This window comes from Nocardiopsis sp. NPDC055551 (genome assembly GCF_053619415.1).
In genome coordinates this window covers 14,177-28,536 of record NZ_JBSHJJ010000015.1, presented here as the reverse complement: position 1 = coordinate 28,536, position 14,360 = coordinate 14,177, and the positions used below count along the sequence as shown (strand labels likewise).

Below are 14,360 nucleotides of genomic sequence, written 5' to 3'. Positions count from 1 at the left end.
TCGGCAGGCCGGCGAATTCGAATCATGACAGATCGGCGAGACAGCGCCGACCGTCTTCGAAAACGGCGGGAAGGGCCGGTGCTGAAAATGTACCTTCCCGGTGGGACCTACGTCCATTTTACGTTACTCATCCGTTGTGAGCTGCGCTTTCTCGGACCCGTCCCGCGCTGTGGCTAGTTGCCGCTCGTGGCCGCGGACTCACGACCCGTTTCCCACTCCTCGCGCGTGGGCGGCACCGGACGCGGTGTCTTGCGGCCCAGGCCGGCCTTCTTCATCACACCGGCGATCACGGCGAGCACGACGCTGGCGACCAGGGCGATGACGGTCCACGTGACCAGGGAGCCGCCCATGATGATGATGACCGCGGCCACGGTCCAGGCCACGATCCAGGAGAGGGTGAGGAACCAGGCGGAGACGGTGTTGCCGTGGTCGTCGTGTTCTTCGAGGTGCGCGTCGGCCATCAGTGGTTCTCCTTCGGTTCGGCCGGCCGGTCGGACGGCTTTACGGGTTCTGTGTCGTCACCGGGTTCGGCTCGGTCCGCCCGTGGGTCTTGGGCGGGCGTGCCGTCGCCCGGGGAGTCGAGTGTGGGGTCGTCACCGGCGTCCAAGGATTTCCACAGGTCGGCGGGCGTCTCCGCCTTCTGCGGGCGCGGTGCGGCGTCCCGATCGTACCGGTTTCCCATACCGGGCCAGGAGGGGGCGCGCACAACGGCGAGGAGACCGCTGAGAATCAGCAGGACCGCGCCGGCCGCTCCCATCACGGGGCCCAGGGCGTGGATCTCGGGGGCGCCGACGACCTCGCCGGTGCCCGCGGTGTCGGTGGCGAACTCGGCGATGGCCGAGGTGAGCGTGCCGGGCCGGGTCGCCGACCACAGGGCGGTGAGCGCGAACGCGCCGCAGGCGGCGATGAGGGCGCCCACCACGCGTCGGGGCCAGGAGCGGGCCGCGTAGAGTCCGGCGATGCCGGCGAGTCCGGCCCAGCCCAGGCCGCTGAGGGCCCCGGTGAGGTCGCCGCCGGTGACCTCGACGGGAACCGAGGCGACGGGGCCGGGTGAGCCGAGCATGCCGGTCACCCACACGCGGCCGGACGCGGCGAGCATGAGGGCGGCGCCGGCGGCCATGGCGAGTGTGACGATCCCGTACTCGCGTCCGGTGCCCGTGGACCGGGTGGATGTGGAGGTCACAGCAGCCGTCCCGCGTCGAAGCAGGTGTGGTCTCCGGTGTGGCAGGCCGCACCGGTCTGGTCGACTCGGACCAGGAGGGTGTCGCCGTCGCAGTCGAGTGCGACCGACACCACACGCTGGGTATGGCCGGAGGTCGCGCCCTTGACCCAGTACTCGCCCCGGCTGCGGGACCAGTAGGTGCCCTCGTGGGTGGTGAGGGTGCGGTGCAGGGCCTCGTCGTCCATCCAGGCGAGCATGAGGACCTCCCCGGTGTCGTGCTGCTGCACGATGGCGGGGACGAGTCCGTCCGGGTTCCGCTTCAGGCGCGCGGCGATGTCCGGGTCGAGGTTGGTGACGCTCATGCCACCAGGTTATGGGCGCTCAGCCGGCGATGTTCACCGGGTACCGGCCAACGGGTGCGGGCTCACACGTTCTAGAGTGCGATCGTGCGCGACGGCGCCCCTCGCCTCGACGACCTGGAGGGTTCCCACTTTGACCGCCGAGTCCCTGGCCGCCGATCTGGCGGGCAAGCCTGACGCGCTGGCCGCGCTGGCCCGCAGGTTCCCCCGTTGGGACCCCTACTCCGCGCTGCCGGCCCTGTTGGACGACGAACCCGCCTCGGTGCGGTTCCTGGCGTTGGGTCCGGCGCGGCGGGCGTGCGAGGTGGCCGCGGCGCGGCTGCGCCGGGCGGGGATCGGGGCGAGCGCCGACCCGTCGACCTCGGTGGAGGAACCACCCGCGGGCGCGGAGACCCTCGTGGTGGCGGTGACCCTGGGCGATGGTCAGCGGGAGCTGAGCACGGTCCTGGACCGCTACGTGGGGCGCTCTCCCGTGGTGGTGCTGGCGCCGGACTCCGACACGGTGGTGGCGCGCTACGCGGACCTTCTGGTGCCGTTGCACGCCGGAACGGAGGCGTCGGGGCTGGGATGTCGCGCCTATCAGCACGCCCTGGCCTTGTTGCTGTTGTTGGGGCATCGGTTGGGCGCTCCCGTGGGCGGCAGCGGGAACTTCCCCGGCCTGTTGCTCCGGGTGGCCAACGCGGTGGGGACGTTGCTGGACAAGGCCCCCGACTGGGTGCCCGAGGTCGCGGAGGTGCTGGACTCCCCCACGGGTGTGCACCTGGTGGCGCCGGCGGAGCGGATCGCTTCGGCCGGGCAGGGGGTCCAGGTGTTGCGCCGGGGTCCGGTCCGCCCGGCGTACGAGGCGGAGACCGGGGAGTGGTCGCACACCGATCGGCACCTCGCGGCGGTGACGGACTACCGGGCGCTGTTGTTCGCCGGCTCCCTGTACGACCAGAGGTTCGCCGAGCACCTGGTGCAGTTGCGGGGCGCGTTCGTGGCGGTGGGCGCCACCCCCGACCGCGAACGCGTGCCGGGGGCGGCGCTGACCCTGCGCTATCCGGGTGACGGCGACCCGGACGTGCGCCTGTTGACCGAACCGGTGGTGGCCGAACTGCTGGCCGCCCACTGGTGGGGCCTCAGGCCGAAGAGCTGACCCAGGAGGCGTGCAGGTCCGCGTACACGCCCGGGCGGGCCACGAGTTCGTCGTGGGATCCGCTCTGGACGATGCGGCCGTCGTCGAAGACCAGAACCCGGTCGGCGGCCTCGGCGGTGGACAGTCGGTGGGCGATGGCCACGGAGGTGCGGCCTCGGGTGAGCCGGTCCAGGGCGCGCTGGATGCGCGTCTCGGTGTGCGGGTCCACGGCCGAGGTGGCCTCGTCGAGCACGAGGAGGTCGGGGTCGGCGACGTAGGCGCGCACGAGGGCGACGAGTTGGCGCTCCCCCGCCGACAGGGACTCGCCTCGCTGGCCGACCGGTGTGTCCAGGCCGTGGGCGAGGCTGCCCAGCCAGTCGGCGAGACCGAGTTCGGTGACGGCGGCCTCCAGTTCGACGTCGGTGCTCTCGGGTCGGGCGAAGCGGATGTTGTCGCCCAGGGAGCTGTCGAACAGGAAGCCCTCCTGCGGCACCATCACCACGCGGCTGCGCAGCGAGGAGAAGGCGACCTCGCGCAGGTCCACCCCGTCCACGAGGACGGTGCCGTCGTCGGGGTCCATGAGCCGGGTGAGCAGCTTGACGAAGGTGGTCTTGCCGGAGCCGGTCTCGCCGACGACCGCCACCCGGCTGCCCGGTGTGATGCGCACGCCGATGTCGTCCAGGACGACGGGACCCTCGGGGTAGGCGTAGGTGACGTGGTCGAAGTCGACCTGGACGGCGCCGCGGGGAAGGACGCGGCCGGCCTCGCCGGGGTCGGCGATGTCGGGGACGGTGTCCAGGACGCCCAGGACGCGCCGCCAGCCGGCGATGGCGTTCTGTGCCTCGTTGAAGATCTCGGTGGCCATCATCATGGGCTGCACGAACAGCGTCATCAGGAACAGGAAGGCGATGAGCTGCCCGGCGGTGAGGTCGCCGCCCACGCCCAGCCACACACCGACCATAACGACGGCGGCGTTGGCGATCGCGGAGACGATCTCGGCGAAGGGCGACACCGCCATGGAGAGCTGTTGGGCCCTGACCTGGGCCTTGCGGGTCGCCAGGACGGTGGTGTCGATGCGGCCGGCGGTGCGCTCCTCGGTGCCGTGGGCGCGGATGACGGCGGCGCCCATGACGGTCTCGCCGATGGCGCCGAGCATGTCACCGGTGCGTTCCCGGACCTTCAGGTAGGCCTTGGACAGGAGCTTTTGGAGCCAACGGACCCCGAACAGCAGCGGCAGGAAGCAGAGCCACACCACGATGGTGAGCTGCCAGGAGTAGATCGCCATGAGGGTGGTGGCGACCAGGAGTTGGCCGGTGCTGACCAGCAGGAGGAGCCCGCCCCACTGCATGAAGTGGCTGATCTGGTCGACGTCGCCGGTGACTCGGGAGACCAGAGCGCCCTTGCGTTCGCTGTTCTGGGTCAGGACGGACAGGTCGTGGACGTGTCGGAAGGCCTTGCGGCGCAGGGTGGCCAGCCCGGACTCGGTGGCCCGGTACAGGCGCAGGTTCATCAGGTAGGAGCAGAACATGGTGACGACCAGCAGCGCTGCGCAGCCGGTGACCATGCGGGTGACGAAGGCCAGGTCGGGGCCGCCCTCGGCGGTGAGACCGTTGTCGATGATCTGCTGCACGGCGATGGGCACGATGACCTTGCCGGCGGTGGCGACCACGGCGAAGACGAGGGTGAGCCACAGTCCCTTGGCGAACTCCGGGGAGAGTCGCAGGCCGCGCTTGATCGTGCCGAACGCGCCGTCGTCGCTGCGGTGCAGTGCGGGGGCCTGGTCACCCGTGGGGCGCGGCCCCTCGGTGTCCCGGGCCGACCTGTCGTCGGTACGGGCCCGTGTGGGTGCGCTCATCGGGTGCTCTCCTCCTTGGAGTCGGTGCCTGGTCCTCGAAGGTGGGGTTCGGCCGGTCCCGGTTCCTCGGGGATCGGGGTGCGTTCCGCCTCGTTCTCGGCGGAGGCGCGCTCGTAGGCGGTGACCAGACGGTTGTATCCGGACGACGTGGTGAGGAGTTCGTCGTGGGTACCGCGTGCCAGGATGCGACCGCCCTCCATGTAGAGGACCTCGTCGGCGAGTTCGATGGTGGCGCGTCGGTAGGCGACCAGGACGACGGTGGCGGCGTCGTCGCGTTCGCGCAGGCCGGCGAGGATCTGCGCCTCGATCTGCGGGTCGACCGCCGAGGTGGCGTCGTCCATGATGAGCAGGCGCGGCCGGCGCACGATGGCGCGGGCCAGGGCCAGGCGTTGGCGTTGGCCGCCGGACAGGGTGGTGCCCTTCTCGCCGAGTTCGGCGTCGAGTCCACCGTCGAGCGCGCCGATGAATCCGTCGGCGCGGGCCAGGCGCAGGGCGGCCCAGACCTGTTCGTCGTCGGCGTCGATGCCCAGGGTGATGTTGTCGCGGACGGTGTCCTCGAACACGAAGGTGCTCTGTGGGACGAGCGCGGCGGTGTGGGGTACCTGGTCGCGGGCCAGTTCGCGCAGGTCGACGCCGTCGTAGGCGACGGTTCCGGTGTCGGGGTCGACCAGGCGCATCAGGACCGTGGTGAGGGTGGATTTACCCGATCCGGTGGGGCCGACGATGGCGACGGTGCGCCCGGGGGCGATGTCGAGGTCGACACCGTTGAGGACCATGGTGCGGCGTTCGTGGACGTCGGGGTCGTCCATGAGGTCGCGTCCGCCGCCGTCGGCGTCGTAGGAGTCGGCGTAGGAGAAGGTGACGTCGCGTGCGCTCAGGGCCAGGCCGCGGGGCGAGGATTCCAGGGTCCGGTCGCCGTAGACCATGGATCCGCCGGCTCGCAGGACGGACTGGACACGGTCCCAGCCCACGACGCTGCGGGGCAGGTCGCCCAGGAGCCAACCGAAGGAGCGGATGGGTTGGGCCAGCAGGGTGAACAGGAAGGCGATCTGGACGAGTTCGCCGGGGTCGATGGCGCCGGTGGACAGGCGCCACATGCCCAGGAGCAGGACGGCGAGGACGCCGAGGTTGGGCAGGGACTCCATGAACGGATCGAACATGGAGCGCAGCCGGCCGACCTGGATGAGGGCGTCGCGCAGGCGGTGGGCGGCGTCGGCGAAGCGTTCGGTCTCGGTGTCCTCACGGCCGAGGGTCTTGACGACCAGGGCCCCGTCGAAGGACTCGTGGGCGACCCCGCTGACCTCGGCACGCAGCGACTGGGCGCGGGAGGCCATCGGGGAGACACGGCGTTGGAAGATGACGTTGGCGATGGCCAGGGCCGGGAAGACGACGAAGGCGACCAGGGCGAGGACCGGGTCGGTGACGACCATGGCGACGGCGGCGATGATCAGCATGAACACGCTGCCCACGGCCATCGGTAGGGGTGCGAGCGGCTGCCAGGTGGCCTCGACGTCGGCGTTGGCGTTGGAGAGCAGCTGTCCGGTGGGGTGACGGTGGTGCCAGGAGAGCGGTAGTTCGAGGTACTTGCGGGCCACGGAGCGTCGGTAACGGGCCTGCATGCGGAACTGCATGAAGCCGGCGAGCAGGCGTCGGATGGCCAGGCCGATGGCCTTGCCGAGTCCTACGGCCAGGAGAAGGCCGGCGGCCCCGGTGAGCACGGCCAGGGTGGCCTCGCCCGCGGCGAAGGCGGGCAGGATGGTGTGGTCGGTGATGTGGCCCAGGACCGAGGCGGAGGCGACCGTGACCGCGGCGTGCGTCATGGCGCCGCCGACGGCGAGGAGGAAGATCCAGGGTTCGGTGCGGGCCGCGACCCACAGGACCCGCAGACCGCGGGTGAAGACCCGTTTGTACTGGGCCCGCCCGGAGGTGTCACCGGTGGACGTGGACCCGGAATCGGATCCGGGGGTGTCCTCCCGTTCCTCCGGCCCCACCGTAGTCGTGCCCTGCGCCATGCGCCCCCGCTTTCTGTTCCCGGACCGGTGAACCGGTGTGTTCGCACCCCGACGGGCCCGGTTGTGTCCGGGTGCGGTCGTGGGGTGTCCGCACAACCTATCCAGCGGCACCGACAAGCCTCCACCGGATTGTTTCAGCGCCGGACGCATCCGGGCTATTCCGTCCAAACGAACTTCTGTTCGCCTGCCACGAGGAAGGCCCGGACATCCCCTTCGAGGGTGTCCGGGCCCGTGTGGCGAGTCGGTGTCAGGGAACCGCCGGTGACGTACTAGTGGTAGCCGTGGCCGGCCGGCGTCTTCTCGTCGTCGGACTCCTCGACGGGCTCCTCGACGGGCTCCAGCTCCTCGTCGACGACCGACTCCTCGTCGGCCGAGGCCCCTTCGTCGACGCACTTCTCCCCGGGCGCCCCCGCCTCGGGCTTGGTGATGGAGCACTTGAAGGTCATACGACCGTAGGCGCCGTCCACGCCGATTCCGGATTCCTCCTGGGCCGCCTCGACGGCCGCCGCGGTGTCCTCGTTGTAGACGTCGTCGGTCTCGTCGAGGTCGGCGCCGAACTTGGCGTTGAGCAGGATCTTGATGGCGACGACGGCCGGGCCCTGGTCCCCGACCTGGTAGGCGTCGGCCTCAGAGGGGAAGAGCGTGTTCCTGAGCTTGACCCAGGTCTGGGACTCCAGGACCCCGTTCTCCTCGATGGTCCCCGCTTCCTCCTCGAACGCGAGGATCAGCGCTTCCACTTCCTCGTCGAACTCGTCCCCCGGCTCTTCCGGGATGTTGTGCCCGAGGGCGGCCAGGAAGTACTGGACGGCTCGGATGTCCTCGCTCGGGCCGGGCTGGTCCACCGAGTAGACGGGCCAGGAGCGGGCCTCGATCTGCTCGATCACCTCGTCGGGGGTGCGCTCGTAGTCGTCGGCGGAAGCGGTCGGAGCGACCATGACGACACCACCGAAGGCGATGAAGCCGGCGGTGGCCAACGAGACGACGCGACGAGCGAAGTCGCTGTTGAGGTACTCGGACATGATGGGTGTGATCTCCCCTGTCGTGCGGTTGAGACGTGGACATGCTCACACTCATAACGAAAAAGGCAATGCAGCGCCACGCTTCAATAACGATTAAGATTTTCCGGTTTCAAGCGGTGTCCGGGAAAGCAAAGGGGCCCGGACGCCCCTCCTGGGGTGTCCGGGCCCGTGTGGCGCGGCAACGGCGAGGAACAGTCGCCGAACTAGTGGTGGTCGCGCTCGGCCTCCTCGACACCCTCGGTCAGGACACCGGCCTCGGCGCCCTCCGCGCCCTCGGCATCCTCGGCCGGGGCCTCCTCAGCGGCGACGTCATCGCTGGAGGCGTCGGCCGCCGCCTCACCCTCGTAGGTGACCACACCCTTGTAACTCAGCCACCCGAAGGCACCGTCGACGCCGATGCCGAGCTCCTCCTGGGCGGCCTCGACCGCGGCGGCGGTGTCCTCGTCGTACAGACCGCTGGTCTCGTCCAGGTCCGCGCCGAACTTCTCGTTGAGGATCGCCTTGATGCCGATGACGGCCCAGCCGCGGTCACCGACCTCGTAGGCGTCGGCCTCACTCGGGAAGTGCAGGTTGCGGATCTTGATCCAGGTCTGCGACTCCAGGGTGGAGTCGTCGTTGAGGTCGTAGTGACCGTCGAACTCGGAGATCGTCGCCTCGACGTCCTCGGTGAACTCGTCACCGGGGTCGGGGGTGATGAACCCGAGGTCGTTCAGGAAGGAGAGGGCGAACCGGATGTCGACGCTGGGGCCGGGGTTCTCGATCGAGTAGTTGGGCCAGCTCTGGGCCTCGATCTGCTCGATGACCTCGCGGGGGGTGCGCTCCAGGTCGTCGGCGGACGCGGAGGGGGCGAAGAGGGCCGCCCCGCTCAGGGCGACGAACCCGGCGGTCGCCAGGGTCGCGATTCGACGGATGACTCCGCCGCTGAAGTGATCGGACATGATGGTGCGAACTCCCGTGTCGTGTGCTTGGGACGGCCTCATGCTCACACGAATCACAACTGAGTTAACTTAGCGCCACGCCTTGACCACGATTGGTAATTTTTTCTTGTCGGGCCCCGGGACGATCCACCGACCGGCCCGGGACCCACGTGCTAGCGGACCGGGTAACCGGCCTCCCGCAGGCTCTTCTTCACGTCCGCGATGGTGAACTCTCCGAAGTGGAACACCGTCGCGGCCAACACCGCGTCCGCGCCCGCGGCGACGGCGGGCACGAAGTGTTCCACCGCGCCGGCACCGCCCGAGGCGATCAGCGGGACGCCCACACGGGCGCGCACCGCCCGGATCAGCTCCAGGTCGAACCCGGCCTTGGTGCCGTCGGCGTCCATCGAGTTGAGCAGGATCTCCCCCGCCCCCAGGTCGGCGGCGCGCTCGCACCACTCCAGGGCATCGATCCCGGTGCCCTTGCGCCCACCGTGCGTGGTGACCTCGAACCCGCTGGTCGTGGGGGCGTCACCGGCCCGGACGCGGCGCACGTCGGCGGAGAGCACCAGCACCTGACGGCCGAAGCGTTCGGCGATCTCCCCGATCAGTTCCGGGCGCGTGATGGCGGCGGTGTTGACCCCCACCTTGTCCGCGCCGGCGCGCAGCAGACGGTCCACGTCCTCGGTGGCGCGCACCCCTCCCCCGACGGTGAGCGGGATGAACACCTGGTCGGCGGTGCGGCGCACCATGTCGTAGGTGGTCTCCCGGTTGCCGCTGGAGGCGGTCACGTCCAGGAACGTGAGCTCGTCGGCACCGCCCGCGTCATAGGTCCCCGCCAGTTCCACGGGGTCGCCGGCGTCGCGCAGGTTCTCGAAGTTGACGCCCTTGACCACCCGCCCGGCGTCCACGTCCAGGCAGGGGATGACCCGTACCGCCAGGCTCATCGGCGCCCACCCCCGACCAGGGCCAGGGCGTCCTCCAAGGTGAAGGCGCCCTCGTACAGGGCGGTGCCCATGATGGCGCCCTCGACACCCTCGGGAACCAGGCCGGCGATGGCCTCCAGGTCGGCGAGACTGGACACGCCCCCGCTGGCCACCACCGGCTTCTCGGTGCGCTCGCACACGGTGCGCAGCAGGTCCAGGTTGGGGCCCTTGAGCATGCCGTCCTTGTTGACGTCGGTGACGACGTAGCGGGCGCAGCCCTCGGTCTCCAGCCGCTCCAGGGTCGCGAAGAGGTCACCGCCGTCGCGGGTCCAGCCGCGGGCGGCCAGGGTGGTGCCGCGCACGTCCAGGCCGATGGCGATCTTGTCCCCGTGCTCGGCGATGATCCTGGCGCACCACTCGGGGTGTTCCAGGGCGGCGGTGCCGATGTTCACCCGGGTGCAGCCGGTGGCCAGGGCGGCGGCCAACGACTCGTCGTCACGGATGCCGCCGGACATCTCGACCTTGACGTCGAGGCGGCCGACGATGTCGCCCAACAGGTCGCGGTTGTGCCCACGCCCGAAGGCCGCGTCCAGGTCCACCAGGTGGATCCACTCGGCGCCGGCGTTCTGCCAGGCCATGGCGGCCTCGTAGGGGTCGCCGTACTTACCGCCGGTGTCGGCCTTGCCCTGGACGAGCTGGACGGCCTGCCCGCCGGAGACGTCCACCGCCGGCAGCAGTTCGAGTGCGGGGGTGGACGTGATCTGCTCGCCGGTCATACTCGCCTTCTCGTTCTCGGTTCTGTTCACGAAATATGTCTGCTCAGAGTCCTTCGACCCAGTTGGCCAGGACCCGGGCGCCGGCGTCACCGGACTTCTCCGGGTGGAACTGGGTGGCGCTCAGCGGCCCGTTCTCCACGGCGGCCACGAACGGCTCCCCGTGTTCGGACCAGGTCACCAGTGGCGCCGGGATGCGGTCACTGGCCGCGACGAACTCCCAGTTGCGCACCCCGTAGGAGTGCACGAAGTAGAAGCGTTCCTCGGGGTCGATCCCGGCGAACAGGCGCGTGCCCTCCGGTGGGGTGACCGTGTTCCACCCCATGTGGGGCACCACGGGCGCCTTGATGCGTTCGACGGTGCCGGGCCACTCCCCGCAGCCCTCGGTGGCGCTGTCCGCGGCGTTGACGTCGGCCTGTTCGATCCCTCGGTCGAAGAGGACCTGCATGCCCACGCAGATGCCCAGGACCGGGCGTCCACCGGCGACACGGCGGTCGATGACGCGGTCCCCACCGGCGGCCCTCAGGCTGGCCATGCAGGCGCTGAAGGCCCCGACTCCGGGCACGACCAGCCCGTCGGCCTCCAGCGCGACATGGGGGTCGGAGGTGACGGTGACGTCGGCTCCGGTTCGTTCCATGGCGCGTTGGGCCGAGCGCAGGTTGCCCGACCCGTAGTCGAGGACGACCACACGTGAGGACATCGGGTGTGTGCCTTTCTTAGAGGTAGCCGAGCCGCAACGCGCCGAAGGCGATCGCGAGCACGACGCAGACGGCCAGGCCGATGGCGACCGAGCGGCTCCTGTGCCACATCGCGTAGACGCCACCGGCGAGGAACCCGCCCAGGATGATCAGGAGCAGCCCCCAAAGGTCGGTGTCCATCTACAGGACGCCCTTGGTGGAGGGCACCCAGTTCACGCGCGGGTCGTCCTCGGTGGCGAAGCGCAGCGCCCGGGCGAACGCCTTGAACTGGGCCTCGACGATGTGGTGGGCGTTGCGGCCGTAGGGCACGTGGATGTGCAGGGCCACGCGGGCCTGGGCGACGAAGGACTCGAAGATGTGCCGGGTCATGGTGGTGTCGTAGTCGCGGCCGATGGTCGGGGCCATGCCCTCGGGTTCGCTGTGCACCAGGTAGGGGCGGCCGGACACGTCGACGGTGACCTCGGCCAGCGCCTCGTCGAGGGGCACCTTGGCGTCGGCGAAGCGGCGGATGCCGGCACGATCGCCGAGGGCCTCGCGGAAGGCGGCGCCCAGGGCCAGGGCGGTGTCCTCCATGGTGTGGTGCGAGTCGATGTGCAGGTCGCCCTCGGTGCGCACGGTCAGGTCGAACAGGCCGTGCTTGGCGAGCTGGTCGAGCATGTGGTCGAAGAAGCCGACACCGGTGGAGATGTCGGCGACGCCGGTGCCGTCCAGGTCGACCTCGACCAGGACCTTGGTTTCCTTGGTTGCGCGTTCGATGCGTCCGGTGCGGCTCATGGTCACTCTCTTCGGTGGTGCGGTGGGAAGTCGGGGCGAGGTCAGCGGTCGGTGACCTGTAGGAGGGTCTCGCGGAAGACGGCCATCTCCTTCGAGGTGCCGACCGTGACGCGAAGCCACCCGGGGGGTCCGACCTCGCGGATGAGGACCCGGCGGTCGAGCATGTCCTGCCACACGCGCGTGCGGTCCTCGAACTCCCCGAACAGGACGAAGTTGGCGTCGGAGTCGGCGACCCGGAAGCCGTGTTCGCGCAGCCAGGCGACGAGGGCGTCGCGTTCGGCGCGCAGGTCGGCGACGGCGCCGAGGAGTTCGTCGGCGTACTCCAGGGCGGTGACGGCGACCGCCTGGGTGACGGCCGACAGGTGGTAGGGCAGGCGGACCAGTTGGAGGGCGTCGACCACCGCGGGGTGCGCGGCGAGGTAGCCCACCCGCGCGCCGGCCAGGGCGAAGGCCTTGGACATGGTGCGCGAGACGATGATCCGGGGGTTTTCCGCCAGGAGGGTGAGGGCGCTGGGGGTGCCCTCGCGGCGGAACTCGGCGTAGGCCTCGTCCACGACCACCACGCCGGGGGCCGCCTGGGCGATGCGCTCGATGGCGTCCGTTTCCAGAGCGGTTCCGGTGGGGTTGTTCGGTGAGGTCAGGAAGATGACGCTGGGCGCGTGTTCGGCGATCGCGGCCAGGGCGGCGTCGACGTCGACCCGGAAGTCGGCGTCGCGCGGCACCGAGACCCATCCGGTCCCGGTGCCCCGGGAGATGATCGGGTGCATCGAGTAGGACGGCTCGAAGCCCATGGCTGTGCGGCCGGGGCCGCCGAAGGCCTGGAGTAGTTGCTGGAGGATCTCGTTGGATCCGTTGGCCGCCCAGACATGGTCCGAGGTCAGTCCGTGGCCGAGGTAGGCGGCCAGGCCCTCGCGTAGTCGGACCGCGTCCCGGTCGGGGTAGCGGTTCAGACCCAGGGCGGTGCCGGCGACGGCGTCGGCCAGCGCCTTGGCCAGGGCCGATGAGGGCGCGTGCGGGTTCTCGTTGGTGTTGAGGACCACCGGCACGTCCAACTGCGGGGCACCGTAGGGCGAGCGCCCGCGCAGGTCGTCGCGCAACGGCAGGTCGTTCAGGGTGAAGCTCACTGGTTTCACGCTCGTGGTGGGTCGTGGGAGGGGCGGGCGGTTTCGGTGTGACCGGCTCCGCACGTCCTTCCGTCGGGTGCGTCGGTGTTCTCAGTCCCGGTTCGGGTCGTGGTCCATGCGGGCGGCGACGGCTTCGCCGTGCGCGGGCAGGTCCTCGGCCTCGGCCAGGGTGATGACGTGGTGGGCGACGTCGGCCAGCGCGTCACGGTCGTAGTGGACCACGTGCACCCCGCGCAGGAAGGTCTGCACGCTCAGGCCACCGGTGTGGCAGGCGCAGCCGCCGGTGGGCAGCACGTGGTTGGAGCCGGCCGCGTAGTCGCCCAGGGAGACCGGGCTGTGGTCGCCCACGAAGATGGCGCCGGCGTTGCGCACCCGGTCGGCCAGGGCCGGGGCGTCGGCGGTCATGATCTCCAGGTGCTCGGCGGCGTAGGCGTCCACGACGGCCAGCCCGTGGTCGAGGTCGTCGACCAGGACGATGCCGGACTGCGGACCCGAGAGGGCCTCCCGGACGCGTTCGCCGTGCCGGGTGGCGGCCACGCGTTCGGCGAGGCGTTCGGTGACCTTCTCGGCCAGGGCCTCGTCCGGGGTCACCAGGACGGAGGCGGCGACGACGTCGTGTTCGGCCTGGCTGATGAGGTCGGCGGCGACGTAGTCGGGGTCGGCGGTGTGGTCGGCAAGGATCGCGATCTCGGTGGGTCCGGCCTCGGCGTCGATGCCGATGACGCCCTTGAGCAGGCGTTTGGCGGCGGCGACCCAGATGTTGCCCGGGCCGGTGACCATGTCGGTGCGGCGGCAGTCCTCGGTTCCGTGGGCGAACATCGCCACGGCCTGGGCGCCGCCGACCGCGTAGACCTCGTCGACGCCGAGCAGGGCGCAGGCGGCGAGGATGGTCGGGTGGGGCAGCCCGCCGAAGTCCTTCTGGGGCGGTGAGGTGACCGCGAGGGAGGACACCCCCGCCTCCTGGGCGGGGACCACGTTCATGATGACGCTGGAGGGGTAGACGGCGCGGCCGCCCGGGACGTAGAGGCCGACCCGCTCGACGGGCATCCACTTCTCGGTGACGGTGCCGCCGGGGACGACCTGGGTGGTGTGGTCGGTGCGGCGCTGGGCGGCGTGGACCTTGCGTGCGCGACGGATGGACTCCTCCAGCGCGGCGCGCACGGCGGGGTCGAGGTCGACCAGGGCGCTCTCGATGACGTCCTTGGGGACGCGGACATCGGTGAGCCGGACGCCGTCGAAGCGTTCGGTGAGTTCGATCAGCGCTTCGGTTCCACGATGGCGTACGTCTTCGACGATGGGGCGGACGCGTTCGGTGGCGTCGGCCACATCCATTTCGGCGCGCGGAAGTGCGTCGCGCGGGTCGCCTGTGGAACCTCGGAGGTCGATTCGACTGATCACCACTCCAGTCTAGGGGGCCCGACCCGACCGGTGGGCGGTGGTGTCCGAATGATGGACACCACACCCGCCCGACCGGCATGAACCCGGCCGGGCGGACTTCACGACCCAAGGCCGCATAAAACCGCCGAACAATCCCCTGATAAGCGTCACCTAACTTTGGACAACCTTACCTGATTAATCTTTTGAAAGGCTTGCCTAACAAACACCCGAACCGTTTCTCGTGTTTCAC

At 70.2% G+C, this 14,360-nt stretch carries 15 protein-coding genes; 1 reads left to right on the top strand and 14 read right to left on the bottom strand.

What is annotated here, in order from left to right; all coding sequences use genetic code 11:
* Nucleotides 1-173 precede the first annotated feature (173 nt).
* Genes ACWGSK_RS24325 through hisI form a run of 3 tightly spaced genes read right to left on the bottom strand, consistent with a single transcriptional unit; the run spans nucleotide 174 to nucleotide 1,524 of the window.
* Nucleotides 174-461, bottom strand: a complete 288-nt coding sequence (locus tag ACWGSK_RS24325) for an HGxxPAAW family protein (protein WP_452456847.1) — start codon at nucleotides 459-461, stop codon at nucleotides 174-176.
* Nucleotides 461-1,120, bottom strand: coding sequence for a Trp biosynthesis-associated membrane protein (locus ACWGSK_RS24320; RefSeq protein WP_452456925.1), 660 nt, complete (start codon nucleotides 1,118-1,120; stop codon nucleotides 461-463). Before ACWGSK_RS24320 ends, ACWGSK_RS24325 begins: the two co-directional genes overlap by 1 nt.
* A gap of 59 nt (nucleotides 1,121-1,179) precedes the next feature.
* On the bottom strand, nucleotides 1,180-1,524 hold the full coding sequence (gene hisI / locus ACWGSK_RS24315; protein WP_452456846.1) for a phosphoribosyl-AMP cyclohydrolase: 345 nt from the start codon (nucleotides 1,522-1,524) through the stop codon (nucleotides 1,180-1,182).
* A gap of 130 nt (nucleotides 1,525-1,654) precedes the next feature.
* Here hisI and ACWGSK_RS24310 point away from each other — a divergent pair, with 130 nt between their 5' ends.
* The gene (locus ACWGSK_RS24310) at nucleotides 1,655-2,656 is read left to right on the top strand and encodes a sugar isomerase (protein ID WP_452456845.1); all 1,002 of its coding nucleotides are present in this window, start codon (nucleotides 1,655-1,657) and stop codon (nucleotides 2,654-2,656) included.
* Here the strand turns inward: ACWGSK_RS24310 and ACWGSK_RS24305 are convergent.
* The 11 genes from ACWGSK_RS24305 to hisD all read right to left on the bottom strand — a co-directional run bounded on the left by ACWGSK_RS24305 (nucleotide 2,640) and on the right by hisD (nucleotide 14,131).
* On the bottom strand, nucleotides 2,640-4,490 hold the full coding sequence (locus tag ACWGSK_RS24305; RefSeq protein ID WP_452456844.1) for an ABC transporter ATP-binding protein: 1,851 nt from the start codon (nucleotides 4,488-4,490) through the stop codon (nucleotides 2,640-2,642). The genes ACWGSK_RS24310 and ACWGSK_RS24305 overlap by 17 nt on opposite strands.
* Nucleotides 4,487-6,502, bottom strand: a complete 2,016-nt coding sequence (locus ACWGSK_RS24300; protein WP_358510781.1) for an ABC transporter ATP-binding protein — start codon at nucleotides 6,500-6,502, stop codon at nucleotides 4,487-4,489. Before ACWGSK_RS24300 ends, ACWGSK_RS24305 begins: the two co-directional genes overlap by 4 nt.
* Before the next feature lie 269 nt (nucleotides 6,503-6,771).
* The gene (locus ACWGSK_RS24295) at nucleotides 6,772-7,521 is read right to left on the bottom strand and encodes a peptidoglycan-binding protein (protein ID WP_452456843.1); all 750 of its coding nucleotides are present in this window, start codon (nucleotides 7,519-7,521) and stop codon (nucleotides 6,772-6,774) included.
* Nucleotides 7,522-7,724: 203 nt separating this feature from the next.
* Nucleotides 7,725-8,459 (bottom strand): peptidoglycan-binding protein, encoded by a 735-nt coding sequence (locus tag ACWGSK_RS24290; RefSeq protein ID WP_452456842.1) that lies wholly within the window; start codon nucleotides 8,457-8,459, stop codon nucleotides 7,725-7,727.
* A 152-nt stretch (nucleotides 8,460-8,611) separates the two neighbouring features.
* Nucleotides 8,612-9,385: an imidazole glycerol phosphate synthase subunit HisF gene (hisF, locus tag ACWGSK_RS24285; protein WP_358510790.1), complete on the bottom strand. Its 774-nt coding sequence runs from the start codon at nucleotides 9,383-9,385 to the stop codon at nucleotides 8,612-8,614.
* Nucleotides 9,382-10,140: a bifunctional 1-(5-phosphoribosyl)-5-((5-phosphoribosylamino)methylideneamino)imidazole-4-carboxamide isomerase/phosphoribosylanthranilate isomerase PriA gene (priA, locus tag ACWGSK_RS24280; RefSeq protein WP_358510832.1), complete on the bottom strand. Its 759-nt coding sequence runs from the start codon at nucleotides 10,138-10,140 to the stop codon at nucleotides 9,382-9,384. Before priA ends, hisF begins: the two co-directional genes overlap by 4 nt.
* A gap of 43 nt (nucleotides 10,141-10,183) precedes the next feature.
* Entirely contained in the window at nucleotides 10,184-10,837 is a 654-nt protein-coding gene (hisH, locus tag ACWGSK_RS24275) for an imidazole glycerol phosphate synthase subunit HisH (protein ID WP_358510793.1), read from the bottom strand.
* 16 nt (nucleotides 10,838-10,853) lie between these two features.
* Nucleotides 10,854-11,015 carry a hypothetical protein gene (locus ACWGSK_RS24270; RefSeq protein ID WP_358510796.1) on the bottom strand — a complete coding sequence of 54 codons (162 nt, stop codon included), beginning with the start codon at nucleotides 11,013-11,015 and terminating at the stop codon, nucleotides 10,854-10,856.
* On the bottom strand, nucleotides 11,016-11,609 hold the full coding sequence (gene hisB / locus ACWGSK_RS24265) for an imidazoleglycerol-phosphate dehydratase HisB (RefSeq protein WP_358510799.1): 594 nt from the start codon (nucleotides 11,607-11,609) through the stop codon (nucleotides 11,016-11,018).
* Nucleotides 11,610-11,650: 41 nt separating this feature from the next.
* Nucleotides 11,651-12,733: a histidinol-phosphate transaminase gene (locus ACWGSK_RS24260; protein ID WP_452456841.1), complete on the bottom strand. Its 1,083-nt coding sequence runs from the start codon at nucleotides 12,731-12,733 to the stop codon at nucleotides 11,651-11,653.
* A 90-nt stretch (nucleotides 12,734-12,823) separates the two neighbouring features.
* Entirely contained in the window at nucleotides 12,824-14,131 is a 1,308-nt protein-coding gene (gene hisD, locus ACWGSK_RS24255; protein WP_452456840.1) for a histidinol dehydrogenase, read from the bottom strand.
* Nucleotides 14,132-14,360: the final 229 nt, after the last annotated feature.

Excerpts from the sequence above, each read along its gene's own strand:
- ACWGSK_RS24325 (WP_452456847.1), bottom strand. The coding sequence starts at position 461 with ATGGCCGACGCGCACCTCGAAGAACACGACGACCACGGCAACACCGTC.
- ACWGSK_RS24320 (WP_452456925.1), bottom strand. The coding sequence starts at position 1,120 with ATGGCCGCCGGCGCCGCCCTCATGCTCGCCGCGTCCGGCCGCGTGTGG.
- hisI (WP_452456846.1), bottom strand. The coding sequence starts at position 1,524 with ATGAGCGTCACCAACCTCGACCCGGACATCGCCGCGCGCCTGAAGCGG.
- ACWGSK_RS24305 (WP_452456844.1), bottom strand. The coding sequence starts at position 4,490 with ATGAGCGCACCCACACGGGCCCGTACCGACGACAGGTCGGCCCGGGAC.
- ACWGSK_RS24300 (WP_358510781.1), bottom strand. The coding sequence starts at position 6,502 with ATGGCGCAGGGCACGACTACGGTGGGGCCGGAGGAACGGGAGGACACC.
- ACWGSK_RS24295 (WP_452456843.1), bottom strand. The coding sequence starts at position 7,521 with ATGTCCGAGTACCTCAACAGCGACTTCGCTCGTCGCGTCGTCTCGTTG.
- ACWGSK_RS24290 (WP_452456842.1), bottom strand. The coding sequence starts at position 8,459 with ATGTCCGATCACTTCAGCGGCGGAGTCATCCGTCGAATCGCGACCCTG.
- hisF (WP_358510790.1), bottom strand. The coding sequence starts at position 9,385 with ATGAGCCTGGCGGTACGGGTCATCCCCTGCCTGGACGTGGACGCCGGG.
- priA (WP_358510832.1), bottom strand. The coding sequence starts at position 10,140 with ATGACCGGCGAGCAGATCACGTCCACCCCCGCACTCGAACTGCTGCCG.
- hisH (WP_358510793.1), bottom strand. The coding sequence starts at position 10,837 with ATGTCCTCACGTGTGGTCGTCCTCGACTACGGGTCGGGCAACCTGCGC.
- ACWGSK_RS24270 (WP_358510796.1), bottom strand. The coding sequence starts at position 11,015 with ATGGACACCGACCTTTGGGGGCTGCTCCTGATCATCCTGGGCGGGTTC.
- hisB (WP_358510799.1), bottom strand. The coding sequence starts at position 11,609 with ATGAGCCGCACCGGACGCATCGAACGCGCAACCAAGGAAACCAAGGTC.